The sequence below is a fragment of the Franconibacter pulveris genome, from assembly GCF_056780215.1.
The window spans coordinates 2,528,518-2,544,412 of record NZ_CM165555.1 but is presented as its reverse complement, the minus strand read 5'-3'; the positions used below and the strand labels follow the sequence as shown (position 1 = coordinate 2,544,412).

Below are 15,895 nucleotides of genomic sequence, written 5' to 3'. Positions count from 1 at the left end.
TTTATCAAAGAATCAGGATATTAACGGCCCATGAAGGGTAAATACAGAGCGGCTATCGCCTTAGCGCTATTGCTTATCTTATTACCATTAACGCTGGTGTTTACGGTGGGCTACTGGCTGCCCGGCTTTGCTGGCATCTGGCTGCCGCCGGGCACCCGCATTGCGCTGGAGCAGCCCCCGCGCCTGACCCGCCACGCCATTATCCTTCCCGACCTACGTTACCTTGCAGGCGACTGCGAACTGGCTAAAGTGGATAACGCCATTCTCACGCACCCGAGCCGCTGGCTGCTTAATGTTGATGCCTTAACGCTTAACCCGGAATGCTTCAGCGACATGCCCGCCGGCAATGAAAACCCCGCCGCGCCGCGCACGCTCGCCGAATGGCAGGCGATGCTGCCGATGAGCTGGGTCACTATCAAAAAGCTGACGCTCACGCCCTGGCCGCAGTACGCCGGCGCGCTGGAAGCAAGCCTCACGCCTGAGCGTCAGCGCCTGCGTTTCGCAGGCGATAGCATTGCGTTCGACGCGCAGTTGCAGGGGCAGGCGCTGCGCGTAACAAAACTGAACCTTCACGTGGCGGACGCTATCCCGCCGATTACGCTACTGGGCGATTTTACCCTGCCGCTGGTGCCAGACGGCCTGCCGACCCAGGGGCGCACCGTGGCCCGTCTCCATCTGCCTTTTGCGCCTCAGGAGGCCCAGGCGGAGCTGGAGTGGCAAGATAACCGCGGTCAATTGCTGATAAGCGCGGCAGGCGATGCCGACCCGCTGCTCGACCTCCCCTGGACCCTCACGGCGCAAACGTTCACCCTGAGCGACGGGCGCTGGCGCTGGCCTTACCAGGGGCTCCCGCTAAGCGGCAGGGTGGCGCTTAAGGCGGAAAACTGGCGCGCAGGGCTGGAGGGCGCGCAGCTTAGCGGGCGCATCAACGTGCTGACGGAAGGCGCGGCGGGCAAAGGCAACGCGGTAATGACCTTTGGGCCGGGGCGCTTAAGCATGACGCAGAGCGAGATGCCGCTGCGCATTACCGGCGAAGCCAAGCAGGACGCCATGGTGTTTTACGCGATGTTGCCTGCTGACCTGAGCGGTCCGCTGCTTGCTCCGCAGGTGCGTTTTCAACCCGGCGCGCTGCTGCGCTCACGCGGGCGGGTTATCGATTCGCTGAATATCGACGAAGTGCGCTGGCCTTTAGCGGGCGTAAAGCTTACCCCACAGGGCGTAGACGGCCGTTTGCAGGCTATCCTGCGCGCGCATGAGCAGGCCATGGGAGAGATGGCGCTACACCTGGATGGCCGCGCTGACAATTTCCTGCCGGACGCGGGCGTGTGGCGCTGGCGCTACTGGGGCGAGGGCAATTTCAAACCAATGCGGGCGCGCTGGGATGTGGCCGGGCGGGGCGAGTGGCGAGACAGCGTTATCGAACTCAGCGAGCTTACGACCGGTTTCGACAAGCTGCAGTACGGCGCGATGCTGATGAGCAAACCGCGCCTGCGGCTCACCTCGCCGGTGCGCTGGGAGCGGCAGGACGCCGCCACGGACTTTAGCGGCGCGCTACAGCTTGACGCCGGACCAACAACCTTCAGCGGCGGCAGCGTTTTGCCGCCATCGACCTTAACGTTCAGCGTGAATGGCAGCGGCCCGACTGCGTTTCAGTTCAAAGGCGACCTGCGCGCGCAGTCGATAGGCCCGGTGCGGGTGAATGGCCGCTGGGACGGCGTTCGTCTGCGCGGGCAGGCGTGGTGGCCGGCGCAGCCGCTGGCGGTGTTTCAGCCGCTCATTCCGCCCGACTGGAAAATGGCGCTGCGCGACGGGCAGTTTTACGCCCAGGTCGCGTTCTCCGCCGCGGGCGATCAGGGCTTTGAAGCGGGCGGCCACGGCGTGGTGAAAAAGGGCAGCGCCTGGACCACCGATAACAAAATCAACGGCGTCGATTTTGTGCTGCCCTTTCGCTACCGCGACGCCGTCTGGCAGCTTGGCGCACGCGGCCCGGTGCGGCTGCGCATAGACGACATCGAAAGCCAGGTCACGGCGCGCAACGTCACTGCGGATTTACAGGGCAGCTACCCCTGGAGCGAGGCGCGACCGCTGCTGTTAAGCAACGTCAGCGTCGATATGCTGGGCGGGCAAATCTCGCTACAGCAGTTGCGCATGCCGCAGCACGACGCGGCGCTGCTGCGCCTGCACAATCTTTCCGCCAGCGAATTTATCACCGCCACCAAAGTGAAGCAGGTCGCGCTCTCCGGCGCGGTTAACGGCGCCTTGCCGCTGTGGCTGGAAAACCCGCGATGGATAATCAAGGATGGCTGGCTTACCAGCCCCGGTCCGCTCACGTTGCGCCTCGATAAAGAGATGGCGGACGCAATGGCGAAAGACAACGTGGCGGCGGGCGCGGCGATAAACTGGCTGCGCTACATGGAGATTTCACACTCATGGACGACGCTGACTCTGGATAATCTCGGGGTGCTGTCGATGAGCGCGGAGCTGGAGGGCACCAGCCGCGTGAACGGGAAAAGCAACGCCGTGAGGCTTAATTACCGCCATCAGGAAAACCTCTTTACCCTGTGGCGCAGCCTGCGCTTTGGCGACAATTTACAGACCTGGCTTGAGCAGCACGCGCAGCTTCCCGGCGCGCCGTGTCAGCCAGCGGGTGCGGTATGCGAGGAAGAAAAATGAAAATAATGATGCTGGCGCTGCTGCCCGCAGCGCTTTTAACCGGCTGCACGCCGCGTATTGAGGTGGCGGCGCCTGAAGAGCCCATCACCATCAATATGAACGTTAAAATTGAACATGAGATCCATATCAAGGTGGATAAAGATGTCGAAGCGCTGCTGAAAAACCGCAGCGATCTCTTCTGAGGGGGCGATATGGCCAAAAAAGCGCTACTTCTGCTGGCGATGCTGATGCTCACGCCGCCCGCGTTCGCCCTGACGCTGGAGGAGGCGCGCCAGCAAGGGCGGGTGGGCGAAACGCTGAGCGGCTACCTGGCCCCCATCGCGCAGGACAGCGAAACGCTGACGCTTGTGAAAGACATCAACGCCGCGAGGGCCGAAAGCTACCAGCAGGTGGCGGACAGCAACCATCTGCCGGTGGATGACGTGGCGAAAATGGCAGGCGAGAAGCTGGTCGCCCGCGCGCGGCCTGGCGAGTACGTGCGCGGCCTCAACGGCCAGTGGCTGAAGAAATAGGCCCTTACCCCGCAGGGATAACAGACGTTATCCGCAATCTGTGTCAGGCTGAGGGCAGACAGGAGGAGACAACCATGGCAACGCAAACCTATACCCTGCCGCTTAACGGCGCGGCGGCGAACGACACGGCCTCGCTGGCGCGCTTGCTGCGCGAAAACGCGGCGCTGTTTAACAAGTTTGTCATGTCTGAATACCCGGAAGATATGCGCTATGCCTATCAGCCGGAAACATTCGACGTCACGGCGATGGACGAGCGTCGCTTTACCTTCCGCTGCATGATTCACTATTTTGAACCTTGCTGCGACCGGAACATGCACGACCCGCATACCTACACCGTGCCTTATGAAGTTCGTGATAACGCGCTGGTTTTTACGCTGGATGAAACGCCCTGGACGGTGGTGTAAGGCGGCTACCCGCTAGCAGCAAGCTGCCGCCGTTAAGGCCCAAAATCACGTTTTTACACCGCAAGCGGCGTAAAGCGCGCTCACCGGGTTAGACGGGGTTAGATAAACGTCTTCATTGCGGAACGCGGATTCAGGCTCATCAGGGCGGGGATTGGACAGGCAAAATCTTTGCACTGTAACCGGCCACGCCGGGCGTACGGCGCTTTTTCGCCAAGGCGTGAAAGGCAATATCATCTGGCCCCTGAATGCCTGTTCGTGCAGTACTAAGTAATGTCCGCTTTGTGCCAGGAGCGGACATTAATACTTGTTCCTAAGTTAATTAGGAGTCATTGGGTAAAACTCCAATCGTGATGAAGTCCTGTTATCACAAATCTCTTTTAAATTCATTATTAGTAATATACATTTATCCTGACGAACAATTTTAGGAAACAGAATACACATGGAACCTAACATAGGTAGACCGATAACAGGTGAAGGCCCATCTTGGTATAGAAATAGACCTCCTTCCTATATTGAGGATGAATTTACAAAAGAACTAGGCGATTTTGCTGATTTAATTGAAAATGAAACATGGTTTGGTGATAAAAGTAAGCATTTTCGTTACCGTGTTGATTTTATTTTGATGGATGCGCGCTTGATAATTGAATTGGATGGGCATGATTATCACTCTAGTCCAGAACAACTTGACAAAGATTCTAAAAGACAGAGATATCTTACAAGAGCTGGGTTTACTTTAATTAGGTTTACTGGACGCCAAATTGTTAATGATTGTAATGCATGTGTTTTAGATGTGAGGAACACATACATGGAGATCATGCAAAGAAAACCAGCAAAGTATCGTGTCATGTATATCGACTATCCTTTTATTTGCAGAGAAACTAGTAGCTTTTTGAGGCTACGTAAACAGTTAAAAGAAGATGGAGATGTTCCCAACAGGAATGTTTCGCCTGTTAGCCTTGATGAGCTACTCCCTCATGCCGTTGAATGGCTTCATGAAAAATCGCATATATCTGCATTGGTTTTTTATCCTCCAGAATATGAAGATGAGATTAAACACTTAGACAAAACGACTAAAGAATATGATAAAGGCGAAATCAGCATTAACCTCATTAAAGATGAATTATACTCTTTAACATTAGGCGAGCATATGGTGAATTTTTCTCACCTATTCGATGAGTTTATGTTGGTTGGGGATGACACTGTTTATATCGAACCTTTTCGCTCTGTTCTTCCTTCAACACTTACACTTGAGAAAATTGGGAGCCATGAATTTAAGAGCCTAAAAAATGGTAAGTTACTGCGACGTGGAAATGAAGATACATCATATGTTGGTAGCGAGCTTGTATATGTTCGGTGGCAAGATCTCTATTACATCATAGGTGCATCAATGGGGTTGTGTAATCACGAAATGTAATTTAATCAAGATCCTCGAAAGCTTTCGCGGATCTTATTTAAAACCCTCCAAAATAAATGATTATTAATTTTCCAATCAGAATACAAAAATATATTATGTATATCAGTTGCAGAGCATTTTCGGACTTCCGTTTCTCGCTCATAGCCGCCCTTTAAGCCCTGAGTTGGGCAGCTATGTGTCAGAACCAGCCATCCAGATTGAGCCTTCTCAGGTTTACTATGAATATGCGAATTTCTTCTGTTGGGCCCTCACGCAGATTGAGTCGGAGTAGTGGGTGAATATGGCCTCCTTAGATCGTTAGTCAACAAGTCAAAAATATTGACTTCTTGCTCCGGGGAGAGATGGTCAATGATTTCTCGAAGATAAGTCATGAAATTAGTTGCTGCTTCATTGCTTAGGTTGAATTTCCTTTCCAAGAAATTAATCAATTGCAGATCTTGTTTTTTATCTTTCAAATCGGAATGGCGATAATCGCTCAAAACTCGCTCTAGGATAAAAAGTGCAGTTTCGTCTTCCTGGAAAGAGCAGTATGCCTCCGGAGGCAAACCAGAGATTGAGTCGACAATATTGGTATATATATCAACAAGCTCTCCAGTAAATTCAATAGACTGCACCCAGTCATTGCTTTTAAGCGGCTTGCCAGGCGTCATTGAGAAATTTGTATCGTAGTAATCAACCGAGATGGGTTTTCCATGATGTACACCACCATTGTGAACTGTGTTGCGATGTATTCGGAGGAATTCTATAATCTGATTATCTTTAGAAAGATCTCGTGGATAACTGTTTGGCACAATCATCTTCAAAATAGCATTTAGCTTATCCGGGAAAGATATGTATGTACCGTGAAGTTTCAGCACGCGCTCAACAATTTTATCTTTGCATTGGTCATCTGTAGCCTTTACGTAAGCATCGAGGAGTTTTTTTGCCTTGGCTAACCTGCTATTATAATACCGCTCATCAAGTTCTGATGAGAAGCAGGAATAAAGAGTGCTGATCCATTTTTCAAAAGCCGAAAAAGCCGATATGCTAAAATCATGCATATGGCTCCCGATAATCTGATTCACACGCTCACTCATCAATTTTTGAATGTCAACCAAAGAATAGTTAAAATCCTCCGCACTGATTTTTATATTTTTTTCATTAAAACTCACTGTGTCACTAAGATGATTTTCGACTAAAAGCTCAGACAGTAAGTTTTTGCATAACTGTCCCCGAGTCGCATTAGAAATTTCTTCGTTAATCATAAAAAGGATTGAAAGGTCGCATATATCTCTCATCTCCGAATAAAAGCTATTTGCGTAAACAAATGAGAAGTCGTTACAATTTAAAACATAGAGCTGATAAAAAGTGGCTTTTTCTAGAATGGTGCATTTATTTTTTAATGTCATAAATGCAGATAATATCTTCTTGTGATTCTCATCAAAAACCCCCATTTATAGAGACTCCTATTTTTTAGATGTTTGAAAATGTATCCCAGAGCTTAGTATCGACCTAATTCCCAAGGCTTGGCTAACAATTCTATCTCCGGAGTCAGTGAAGTGACATGATAAACGTCAACTTCCGCTTTTCGCTCATAGCAGACCCGAGGCAGCGCTGCTGGGTGCCAGAAGGAGCGTTTATAGAAAATTGAAGTTATTCGCAGAAGTAGCCGAAATATGTTGATTGCTTCAAAGAAGCATCGCCAGGAATACCAGGCAAAGTAGCAGCACATATATTCGCGCATGCAAAGTATCAGGTACAGCAGGAATAGCCCTGCGACTAAAAACAATACCAGCCCAGCCCGACAGTATTAGAATGCACAGAATTTTCAGACTTATAAACCCTATAAACCCGCTTCCGGGAATAGTGTGCCAACCGATAATTGCATACATCACGGCGCCACACAGCGCCACGGGCAACGAAAGCGGATTGGCTGCGCTGATGCAGTCACGCATCGCGTAACCATGTCGTCGCAGCAGTGGTACTGTCATAACGCTGCCGCCCACGCCAAGTAACGCGGCAATCATGCCGATCGCTATTCCGCCGCCTGTTGTTATAAAAGGCGACAGGCGACGCGGTGCTGTACCACTGAAAAAACCTTTGCGCAGCAGACAATCCCCAATTGTCACTAGCATGTAAAGGATAAACAGCGCGCGAACAAGACCCTCACTCAACATTCCCGCCAGCCAGGAACCTAAAAAAGCGCCGATGGCAATAAACCATAACAACGGGAACAACGTCTGTGATGATAGTTTACCGGCCCGCCAGTTTCGATAGCTGACCCAGCCCGCGTTAAATATCATCACCGCCGTTGAGGTGGCAACAGCGATATGCATCGCGTTTCCTGTCAGTTCAGGCTGGCGCCGCAGCAACTGGTAAACAAAGGGAACCACCACGAAGCCCCCACCAAAGCCAAACAGCACCGTAGTGACGCCGGTAGTGAAGCCTGCCAGCGCAATGATTACGATATCGTTCAAGATAATGTCCCGATCTGAAAAATGAGCCAGCAGCTTATACCGCAAGCGCGTTGCTTCCCATTTGCGCTGCGCTCAATTACCTTTGCAAATCGTTCAGACGGAGGCAGATGTGCGTAACGTAAAAATTGACGAAGTGGATGAGCTCGACCGTGACGTGGTGGCGTTAGGTAATGACTATGCGCAGGGATTTACATTGCCGCCCCATAAACATCGCCGCGCACAGCTGCTGTATGGCGCAACGGGCCTGATGTACGTCTCAACCCGTAACGGAGAGTGGGTGGTTCCGCCACAGCATGCGGTATGGATCCCACCCGACACGACGCACGCCGTCCGGTTTGTGGGCGTCACTACCCGTAGCTTGTATATTGAACCCGCATGCGTGACGGGGTTTATCAAACACCGTCGCTGTGAAGTGATAAGCGTATCGCCATTGTTACGTCAGTTATTGCTTGAAGCAGTTGATTTGCCACCGCTGTATGAAAGCGCACGCGATCGTGCGCTGGTAAATCTGATGTTACTGGAACTGGCGGCAATGCCGGTTCGCGAATTCGATATTCCGCTGCCGCAGCATCCGGCCCTGTTGACGCTATGTCAGGCGTTTTTAATCGCCCCGTCTATCCACGACCCGGCTGAGCGGTGGGCCAGTGCGCTGTTTATGAGCGCCAGTACCTTTCGCCGCCATTTCCTGCGGCAAATCGGTATGTCATTTTCCGCCTGGCGCCAGCGAGCCTGTGTCGTCAGCGCATTGGCGTTGCTGATAACAGGTAAACCAGTGAATGAAGTTGCACTTTTTCTTGGTTACGACAATGCCTCATCCTTCGCAACAATGTTCCGACGCGTTACGGGCCAGCCACCTTCATTTTATCACCCGACTTAATCTCAGAAGCGCTACGCATTCATTACGTACGCTTCTCGCTCAAAGCGGACCAGCAGAGCAGGGGGTAATCGCTACAGGCTGGCGTCTTCGGCGGGTCCCGCCACGCTTTGCCCAGACTTATTTGTTCGGCATAAGCAGGTGACGGAATGCCGCATAGCGGTATTCAGTGGTTCTGTCCGCACACCTCTCTTGCAGTGAACAGACACAGCGAGGTTGTCAATTTTCCGATCGGGAATATGATTAACGAGACAAAAAAGTGAGGAGAAAAAATGGACATACTCCTGTTCCCTGGCCAGAACCAGCGCGCATGGTCAGACACAATGATTAATCTTGAAGCCAGAAAACTCGTTAACACGGCCAATACAGTGGCCGCCATACATCTGCAGGACGGGCTTTCACGTCTGCAATTTGTCGACGAAATTAAGTCCGTCATCATGAGCCAGTTTGAAGCGGCACGACGAGCGAAAACGGATGACGAATGTATGGCCTGCATAAAAGCGCTCCGGGCCGAAAATGACAGCCTTCTTGAACAATCCCGCGCGCTGAAAACAGGATATGCAAAGCTCTATGCCGAGGTAAAAATTGTCCGGGACGAGAATAAAATCGTCGGTTACATCATCTCTGCTGTAGATGTAGTTGTTTCTGGCGTGGCAATCTTTGGCGGAATTGTCATGATGTCTTCCATGAACCCCCTGGGAGTAGTGGCCGGGGCTGTTATTGTCGTTAACGGTTTTAATACTATCTCACGTGCAGTTGCCCGCACCTTCCTTGATGACAGGCAGACAGAAGGAATTTTCGCGGACGGATCGATGGAAGTGGCAGAATTTCTTGGATTCAGCCGTCAGCAGGGGCTGGGTGCCTATAAAGCAGTAACACTCGTCAGTGAAGTATACGGCGCGTATGGCCTGCGTCTTAAACCACAGGCGCAGCGGCTATGGTACTGGACCAGGCCCGATTTTTTCCGCAAGGTTTCCGGCACTCCGCGTCCTGTCATGGCCTTAAAAATTGCAGGATGGGGCATTAATGCCAGAGTGGCGCTCGATTTATTGTCTATCGATCCTGGTGGGAAATAGATTTCTGTAACCGGCTGGCTTTCATGCCAAGAGACGTTGGAAATGTAGCCCAGGTAATAGCCAGAACAATCACTGCGCTTATTCCGCCGGAGATGATATGCGTCCGGTTGCCACTGATGAGCGCAGCTGACATAACCAGAACAAGGGCGACTGTTACCCATACCGAAACCCGGAAACGACGGGAAAGCGCAGTGATCAGATCCTCCATCGTCCCGCCACCCTCGCTCAGCCTGCTACGCAGGTTTTCCATGTCGTGTTCACTGAAACCGGCATTACGTAAATCTATCTCTTTAATGGTCATCTTGCTCTCCCTTTTGTCGCAAAAGTATATACGGGGTTAATGCCCAACGGTACGAATTCAACACAGCATTAACAGACCGCCAGAATAACGGATGATATCGCAGCCGGAGCAACTCAGCTTTCCCGGAGTTCTTTTGCTGCAGATTGCCAGCTTTTGGTCCATTCCTCTTCAGGCGTCTTTCACCCACGATTTTCAGCGCGATGACATACCGTGTGCTTACCCGACAGCCACAGCGCAGGGTTATCGTTTTCGGTGTCAGGAATACCGTCAAGGGCGCGAGTCTTCTATGACTGAGCCTTCGGAAGGGGGGGCTGGTTCACGCTGCTTCACAGGGTGATAGCGAATCACCACACCATGAGATACAGGAAGGGGAGAAAACAAAAACCGCCCCGGGCGGGGCGGTTTTAAGCAGGGTTGCGGCTTATGCGGCAACCAGGCTGTCGATAGCGGTTTTTGCGTCGCTCTGCGCTTTTGCCGCCACTTCCGGGCCGTACGCCACGCCTTCGGCGAAGACAAAGTTAACATCGGTAATGCCGATGAAGCCCAGGAAGAGTTTCAGGTACGGTACCACCAGGTCGGTCGGGGTGTCTTTATGAATGCCGCCGCGGCTGGTGAGGATCACTGCGCGTTTGCCGGTTACCAGGCCTTCCGGACCGTTTTCGGTGTAGCGGAAGGTCACGCCCGCGCGGGCGACCAGATCAAAGTAGTTCTTCAGCTGCGTCGGGATGTTGAAATTGTACATCGGCGCCGCAATAACAATCACATCGTGCGCTTTGAGTTCAGCAATTAGCTCGTCAGAGAGGGCCAGCGCTTCCTGCTGACGCGGAGAAAGCGCCGCATCGCTCGGACGCATCGCGCCTACCAGCTCGCCATCCAGCACCGGGATCGGGTTAGCCGCCAGGTCGCGAACGGTAATCTCATCCGCGCCGTGCTTCTCGCGCCACTGCTCAACAAAATAGTCGGAAAGCTGGTTGGACTGGGAGTAACCTGCCAGAATGCTGGACTTCAGAACGAGTACTTTGCTCATGGGTAGTTCCTTTATTTGATTTGGTTGTCAGGGCCGTTGCCCCCGTTGCTTAAACACAACTCTATTCACAAACCGATTGCAGTGATAGCGCAATATATCGAAGTCTATGTTCGAAATTATTGAACAAGGCGCACCTGAAAGCAGTGTGGTACTCTACGCTTAATGAATTCCTTTGATTTGACAGGCCGTGCACAGGCCGCATAACCCGATGATGGAAAAACAAAATCTGACCCTTTCCGCACTCACGTCTCGTCTGGAGTCGCTGATGCTGCGGGACAAATCACGCTTCTCGCGCCGCCTGCACGGGGCAAAGAAGGTTAAAAATCCTGAATCTCAGCAGGCGCTTTTCGCCGCGCTCGCCCAGGAGATAGACGAAGCAGCAGGGAAAGTCCTGCTGCGCGAAGCGGCGCGCCCGGCCATTACCTACCCGGAAAACCTGCCGGTCAGCCAGAAGAAACAGGCGATCCTTGAGGCGGTACGCGACCACCAGGTGGTTATCGTCGCCGGGGAAACCGGCTCCGGTAAAACCACGCAGCTGCCGAAAATTTGTATGGAGCTTGGCCGCGGCCTGAAAGGGCTTATCGGCCATACCCAGCCGCGCCGTCTCGCCGCGCGTACGGTGGCGAACCGCATCGCCGAAGAGCTGCAAACCGAGCCGGGCGGCTGCGTCGGCTACAAGGTGCGCTTTAGCGACCACGTCAGCGACAACACCATGGTCAAGCTGATGACCGACGGCATCCTGCTGGCGGAAATTCAGCAGGACCGCCTGCTGATGCAGTACGACACCATCATCATCGACGAAGCGCACGAGCGCAGCCTGAACATTGACTTCCTGCTCGGTTACCTGCGCGAGCTGCTGCCGCGCCGCCCGGATTTAAAAGTCATTATTACCTCGGCGACCATCGACCCGGAGCGTTTCTCGCGCCACTTTAATAACGCGCCGATTATCGAAGTCTCCGGCCGCACCTACCCGGTGGAGGTGCGCTATCGGCCGATTGTTGAAGAGGCGGATGACACCGAGCGCGACCAGCTGCAGGCCATTTTCGACGCCGTGGAAGAGCTGGGGCAGGAAGGGCCGGGGGATATTCTCATCTTTATGAGCGGCGAGCGCGAAATTCGCGACACCGCCGACGGCCTGACGAAGCTCAATCTGCCGCATACTGAGGTGCTGCCGCTCTATGCCCGCCTCTCTAACAGCGAGCAGAACCGCGTGTTCCAGCCGCATACCGGGCGGCGCATCGTGCTGGCGACCAACGTGGCGGAAACGTCGCTCACCGTGCCTGGGATCAAATATGTCATTGACCCGGGTACGGCGCGCATCAGCCGCTACAGCTACCGCACCAAAGTGCAGCGCCTGCCGATTGAGCCGGTTTCTCAGGCTTCCGCCAACCAGCGTAAAGGGCGCTGCGGACGCGTTTCCGAAGGCATTTGCATCCGGCTTTATTCAGAAGATGATTTCCTCTCGCGCCCGGAATTTACCGACCCGGAAATTCTGCGCACCAACCTGGCTTCCGTCATTCTGCAAATGACCGCGCTGGGCCTTGGCGATATCGCCGCGTTTCCGTTCGTCGAAGCGCCGGATAAGCGCAACATCCAGGACGGCGTGCGCCTGCTGGAAGAGCTGGGCGCGATCACGACCGATGAACAGGCTTCGGTTTATAAGCTCACCCCGCTTGGCCGTCAGCTTTCCCAGCTGCCGGTGGACCCGCGCCTGGCGCGCATGGTGCTGGAAGCGCAAAAACATGGCTGCGTGCGCGAGGCGATGATTATCACCTCGGCGCTCTCCATTCAGGACCCGCGCGAACGCCCGATGGACAAGCAGCAGGCCTCTGATGAGAAGCACCGCCGCTTCCACGACAAAGAGTCCGACTTCCTGGCGTTTGTGAACCTGTGGAACTACCTTGGCGAGCAGCAAAAAGCGCTCTCCTCGAACCAGTTCCGCCGCCTGTGCCGCACCGATTATTTGAACTACCTGCGCGTGCGCGAATGGCAGGACATCTATACCCAACTGCGCCAGGTGGTGAAAGAGCTTGGCATTCCGGTTAACAGCGAGCCGGCAGATTACCGCGCCGTACACACTGCGCTGCTCACCGGTTTGCTTTCGCATATCGGCATGAAAGACGCCGATAAGCAGGAATACACCGGCGCGCGCAATGCCCGTTTCGCCATCTTCCCAGGGTCCGGTCTGTTTAAAAAGCCGCCCAAATGGACGATGGTCGCAGAGCTGGTGGAAACCAGCCGCCTGTGGGGGCGCATCGCCGCGCGCATCGAGCCGGAATGGATAGAGCCGGTGGCCGGGCACTTGATTAAGCGCTCGTATAGCGAGCCGCACTGGGAGCGGGCGCAGGGCGCGGTGATGGCGAGCGAGAAAGTGACGCTCTACGGCCTGCCGATCGTGGCGGCGCGTAAAGTTAACTACAGCCAGATAGACCCGGCGCTCAGCCGCGAGCTGTTTATTCGCCATGCGCTGGTGGAAGGCGACTGGCAGACCCGTCACGCTTTCTTTCGCGAGAACCAGAAGCTGCGCGCGGAAGTGGAAGAGCTGGAGCATAAATCCCGCCGCCGCGACATTCTTGTCGATGACGACACGCTGTTTGAGTTTTACGACCAGCGCATCAGCCATGAGGCGATTTCCGCCCGCCACTTCGACAGCTGGTGGAAAAAGGCGAGCCGTGAAACGCCGGATCTGCTCAACTTTGAAAAGAGCATGCTCATCAAGGAAGGGGCAGAGCAAGTCAGCAAGCTCGACTACCCTAACTTCTGGCATCAGGGCAACCTGAAGCTGCGCCTGACCTATCAGTTTGAGCCGGGCGCCGACGCCGACGGCGTAACGGTGCACATTCCGCTACCGCTGTTAAACCAGGTGGAAGAGGCGGGCTTTGAGTGGCAGGTGCCGGGCATGCGCCGCGAGCTGGTGGTAGCGCTGATTAAGTCGCTGCCAAAGCCAGTGCGGCGTAATTTCGTTCCCGCGCCTAACTACGCCGAGGCGTTTTTAGGCCGCGCCACGCCGCTTGAGCTGCCGCTGCTGGAAAGCCTTGAGCGCGAGTTCCGCCGCATGACCGGCGTGACCATCGACCGCGATGACTGGCAGTGGGATCAGGTGCCCGATCACCTGAAAATGACCTTCCGGGTGGTGGATGAAAATAATAAGAAGCTGCGGGAAGGGCGCTCGCTTGAGGCGCTAAAAACCGGGCTGAAAGAGAAAGTGCAGGAGACGCTCTCCGCCGTGGCGGATGACGGCATCGAGCAGAGCAACCTGCATATCTGGAGCTTCGGCCAGTTGCCGGAAAGCTACGAGCAAAAACGCGGCAACTACCGCGTCAAGGCGTGGCCGGCGCTGGTGGATGAGCGCGACAGCGTGGCGATTAAGCTTTTTGATAACCCGCTCGAGCAGCAAACCAACATGTGGCGCGGCCTGCGCCGCCTGCTGCTGCTGAATATTCCGTCGCCTATCAAATATCTGCACGAGAAGCTGCCGAACAAGGCGAAGCTTGGGCTTTACTTCAACCCTTACGGCAAAGTGCTTGATCTTATCGACGACTGCATCTCCTGCGGCGTGGATAAGCTGATTGCCGAAAACGGCGGGCCGGTGTGGACGGAAGAAGGGTTCGCGGCGCTGCACGATAAAGTGCGCGCAGAGCTCAACGACACGGTAGTCGACATCGCAAAGCAGGTAGAGCAGATCCTCACCACCGTGTTTAACATCAACAAGCGGTTGAAAGGGCGCGTGGATATGACGATGGCGCTGGGGCTGTCCGATATCAAAGCGCAAATGAGCGGGCTGGTTTATCGCGGTTTTGTCACCGGCAACGGTTATAACCGTCTGGGCGACACCCTGCGTTATTTGCAGGCGATTGAACGACGTCTTGAGAAGATGGCTGTCGACCCGCACCGCGATCGCGCGCAGATGCTGAAAGTGGACGCCGTGCAGCAGGCCTGGCAGCAGTGGCTTAACAAGCTGCCGCCAGCGCGGCGCGAGGATGAGGATGTCAAGGCGATCCGCTGGATGATAGAAGAGCTTCGCGTGAGCTACTTCGCCCAGCAGCTCGGCACCCCGTATCCGGTTTCCGACAAGCGCGTATTGCAGGCGATGGAGCAGATAAGCGGCTAGCATAGTCCGCGGTTCTGGCTTTACGGGTGGGTGGCGCTGCGCTTACCCATCCCTGCAAAACGCCCCTTAAATCGGTAAAGATTTTTCCCGCCGCGCCGATGTCACCCTGACTGGCCCTGGGAAGCGGGTTCCCGGACGGGGTCTAAAAGGAATGACTATGAACAATCGTCGCGTCCTGCTGTGGACGCTGGTGGGATGGGCTGGCATTGCGTTACAGGCCAGAGCGGAGCCTGCCTGCGATAAAACCCAGTATGCCATTAACAGCGCTAACGCTTTCATCCTCACCAATAACGCCTTCTCGCCGGACGATGTGGAAATCGCGTCGTGGGTGGTAAAAGGCAAAGGCGAGGATATTAACGCGCAAATCGAGGCGGAAATGACCTTCGAGCGCTGCAATGTGCTGACGCATACCATGGCTGACGTGCGCCGCGACGACGGCACGACGCAAATGGCCGAGCATACCGAAACCGCGTACAACGCAGGCGACTGGCAGCAAACGCAAATAACAAAGCTGGAGTTAAAAGGAAAAATATTGACCCAGGGGTCCAGCACGAAGCGGTTTATCCGGGACGAACGGGGGCGTATTACCGATGCCGTAGAGCAGTTCACGCTTGACGAACGTCCGGGCGAAACGCGAGCGCACTTTGACTATGACGATGCCAACCGGGTTGTGCGTTCCGTTGCTCACAGCACGCTGCAATTCTTTGAAGAAACCATTGAATATCAGTACGACGAGAAGGGGCGGCTGGTTCGCGCCGCCAGCGGTAAAGAAATCAGAAAAACCATCTGGGATGAAAAAGGGCTCTGGCTGCGGTCAGAGAAAGAAACCAATCACCCCTACAGCGTGCTGTTCACGGTAGATACGTGCAAAAAATGGGATGAGCAGCAAAACTGTCTCTCCGGCATCAGCCAGGAGACAGAAAAGTACCCTAAAAAGACCACGCAATACCATACGGCTTACCAGAACGAATACCGCTACTACTGAGCGCGTCGTTACAACGGCTTTCAGGGCAGGGAAGCGTCAGTGCTAAAGCAAGGCGCGACCTG

General features: G+C 54.3%; 13 protein-coding genes. 9 read left to right on the top strand and 4 right to left on the bottom strand.

All coding sequences use genetic code 11. The features are described 5' to 3' along the window. The first annotated feature begins 30 nt into the window (after window positions 1-30). The 5 genes from ACU4F7_RS12025 to ACU4F7_RS12005 all read left to right on the top strand — a co-directional run bounded on the left by ACU4F7_RS12025 (window position 31) and on the right by ACU4F7_RS12005 (window position 5,003). A complete protein-coding gene (locus ACU4F7_RS12025; protein WP_481636998.1) occupies window positions 31-2,673 on the top strand; it encodes a YdbH family protein in 2,643 nt (880 codons plus the stop codon). Beyond that, the gene (locus ACU4F7_RS12020; protein WP_024557699.1) at window positions 2,670-2,855 is read left to right on the top strand and encodes a YnbE family lipoprotein; all 186 of its coding nucleotides are present in this window, start codon (window positions 2,670-2,672) and stop codon (window positions 2,853-2,855) included. The genes ACU4F7_RS12025 and ACU4F7_RS12020 overlap by 4 nt, the downstream gene beginning before the upstream one ends. Before the next feature lie 9 nt (window positions 2,856-2,864). Beyond that, a complete protein-coding gene (locus ACU4F7_RS12015) occupies window positions 2,865-3,185 on the top strand; it encodes a YdbL family probable chaperone protein (protein WP_481636997.1) in 321 nt (106 codons plus the stop codon). Window positions 3,186-3,259: 74 nt separating this feature from the next. Beyond that, window positions 3,260-3,589, top strand: a complete 330-nt coding sequence (locus ACU4F7_RS12010) for a hypothetical protein (RefSeq protein ID WP_024557697.1) — start codon at window positions 3,260-3,262, stop codon at window positions 3,587-3,589. A gap of 439 nt (window positions 3,590-4,028) precedes the next feature. Next, the gene (locus ACU4F7_RS12005) at window positions 4,029-5,003 is read left to right on the top strand and encodes an endonuclease domain-containing protein (protein ID WP_481636996.1); all 975 of its coding nucleotides are present in this window, start codon (window positions 4,029-4,031) and stop codon (window positions 5,001-5,003) included. A gap of 248 nt (window positions 5,004-5,251) precedes the next feature. Here the strand turns inward: ACU4F7_RS12005 and ACU4F7_RS12000 are convergent, their stop codons facing one another. Both ACU4F7_RS12000 and ACU4F7_RS11995 read right to left on the bottom strand, forming a co-directional pair. Continuing rightward, a complete protein-coding gene (locus ACU4F7_RS12000) occupies window positions 5,252-6,436 on the bottom strand; it encodes a hypothetical protein (RefSeq protein ID WP_481636995.1) in 1,185 nt (394 codons plus the stop codon). Window positions 6,437-6,670: 234 nt separating this feature from the next. After that, complete coding sequence (locus ACU4F7_RS11995) at window positions 6,671-7,459, bottom strand: sulfite exporter TauE/SafE family protein (RefSeq protein WP_048887568.1); 789 nt, start codon at window positions 7,457-7,459, stop codon at window positions 6,671-6,673. A gap of 109 nt (window positions 7,460-7,568) precedes the next feature. On the opposite strand from ACU4F7_RS11995, the gene ACU4F7_RS11990 reads away from it, so the two are divergent. Beyond that, a complete protein-coding gene (locus ACU4F7_RS11990; protein WP_048887482.1) occupies window positions 7,569-8,336 on the top strand; it encodes an AraC family transcriptional regulator in 768 nt (255 codons plus the stop codon). Between the two features lie 269 nt (window positions 8,337-8,605). Then, complete coding sequence (locus tag ACU4F7_RS11985; RefSeq protein WP_024557485.1) at window positions 8,606-9,409, top strand: DUF4225 domain-containing protein; 804 nt, start codon at window positions 8,606-8,608, stop codon at window positions 9,407-9,409. Here ACU4F7_RS11985 and ACU4F7_RS11980 read toward each other — a convergent pair. Together ACU4F7_RS11980 and azoR are read right to left on the bottom strand one after the other, a co-directional pair. Continuing rightward, complete coding sequence (locus tag ACU4F7_RS11980) at window positions 9,387-9,710, bottom strand: hypothetical protein (RefSeq protein ID WP_029591602.1); 324 nt, start codon at window positions 9,708-9,710, stop codon at window positions 9,387-9,389. The two genes, ACU4F7_RS11985 and ACU4F7_RS11980, sit on opposite strands and share 23 nt — an antisense overlap. A 421-nt stretch (window positions 9,711-10,131) precedes the next feature. Continuing rightward, window positions 10,132-10,737, bottom strand: a complete 606-nt coding sequence (azoR, locus tag ACU4F7_RS11975) for an FMN-dependent NADH-azoreductase (protein WP_024557488.1) — start codon at window positions 10,735-10,737, stop codon at window positions 10,132-10,134. Window positions 10,738-10,945: 208 nt separating this feature from the next. Between azoR and hrpA the strand changes: the two genes are divergently transcribed. Both hrpA and ACU4F7_RS11965 read left to right on the top strand, forming a co-directional pair. Further along, on the top strand, window positions 10,946-14,848 hold the full coding sequence (gene hrpA / locus ACU4F7_RS11970; protein ID WP_481636994.1) for an ATP-dependent RNA helicase HrpA: 3,903 nt from the start codon (window positions 10,946-10,948) through the stop codon (window positions 14,846-14,848). A 157-nt stretch (window positions 14,849-15,005) separates the two neighbouring features. Continuing rightward, on the top strand, window positions 15,006-15,833 hold the full coding sequence (locus ACU4F7_RS11965) for a hypothetical protein (protein WP_481636993.1): 828 nt from the start codon (window positions 15,006-15,008) through the stop codon (window positions 15,831-15,833). The last annotated feature ends 62 nt before the right edge of the window (window positions 15,834-15,895 follow it).

Bases quoted from the DNA above. Each gene is read 5' to 3' on its own strand.
- ACU4F7_RS12025 (WP_481636998.1), top strand. From the start codon at position 31: ATGAAGGGTAAATACAGAGCGGCTATCGCCTTAGCGCTATTGCTTATC.
- ACU4F7_RS12020 (WP_024557699.1), top strand. From the start codon at position 2,670: ATGAAAATAATGATGCTGGCGCTGCTGCCCGCAGCGCTTTTAACCGGC.
- ACU4F7_RS12015 (WP_481636997.1), top strand. From the start codon at position 2,865: ATGGCCAAAAAAGCGCTACTTCTGCTGGCGATGCTGATGCTCACGCCG.
- ACU4F7_RS12010 (WP_024557697.1), top strand. From the start codon at position 3,260: ATGGCAACGCAAACCTATACCCTGCCGCTTAACGGCGCGGCGGCGAAC.
- ACU4F7_RS12005 (WP_481636996.1), top strand. From the start codon at position 4,029: ATGGAACCTAACATAGGTAGACCGATAACAGGTGAAGGCCCATCTTGG.
- ACU4F7_RS12000 (WP_481636995.1), bottom strand. From the start codon at position 6,436: ATGGGGGTTTTTGATGAGAATCACAAGAAGATATTATCTGCATTTATG.
- ACU4F7_RS11985 (WP_024557485.1), top strand. From the start codon at position 8,606: ATGGACATACTCCTGTTCCCTGGCCAGAACCAGCGCGCATGGTCAGAC.
- ACU4F7_RS11980 (WP_029591602.1), bottom strand. From the start codon at position 9,710: ATGACCATTAAAGAGATAGATTTACGTAATGCCGGTTTCAGTGAACAC.
- azoR (WP_024557488.1), bottom strand. From the start codon at position 10,737: ATGAGCAAAGTACTCGTTCTGAAGTCCAGCATTCTGGCAGGTTACTCC.
- hrpA (WP_481636994.1), top strand. From the start codon at position 10,946: ATGATGGAAAAACAAAATCTGACCCTTTCCGCACTCACGTCTCGTCTG.
- ACU4F7_RS11965 (WP_481636993.1), top strand. From the start codon at position 15,006: ATGAACAATCGTCGCGTCCTGCTGTGGACGCTGGTGGGATGGGCTGGC.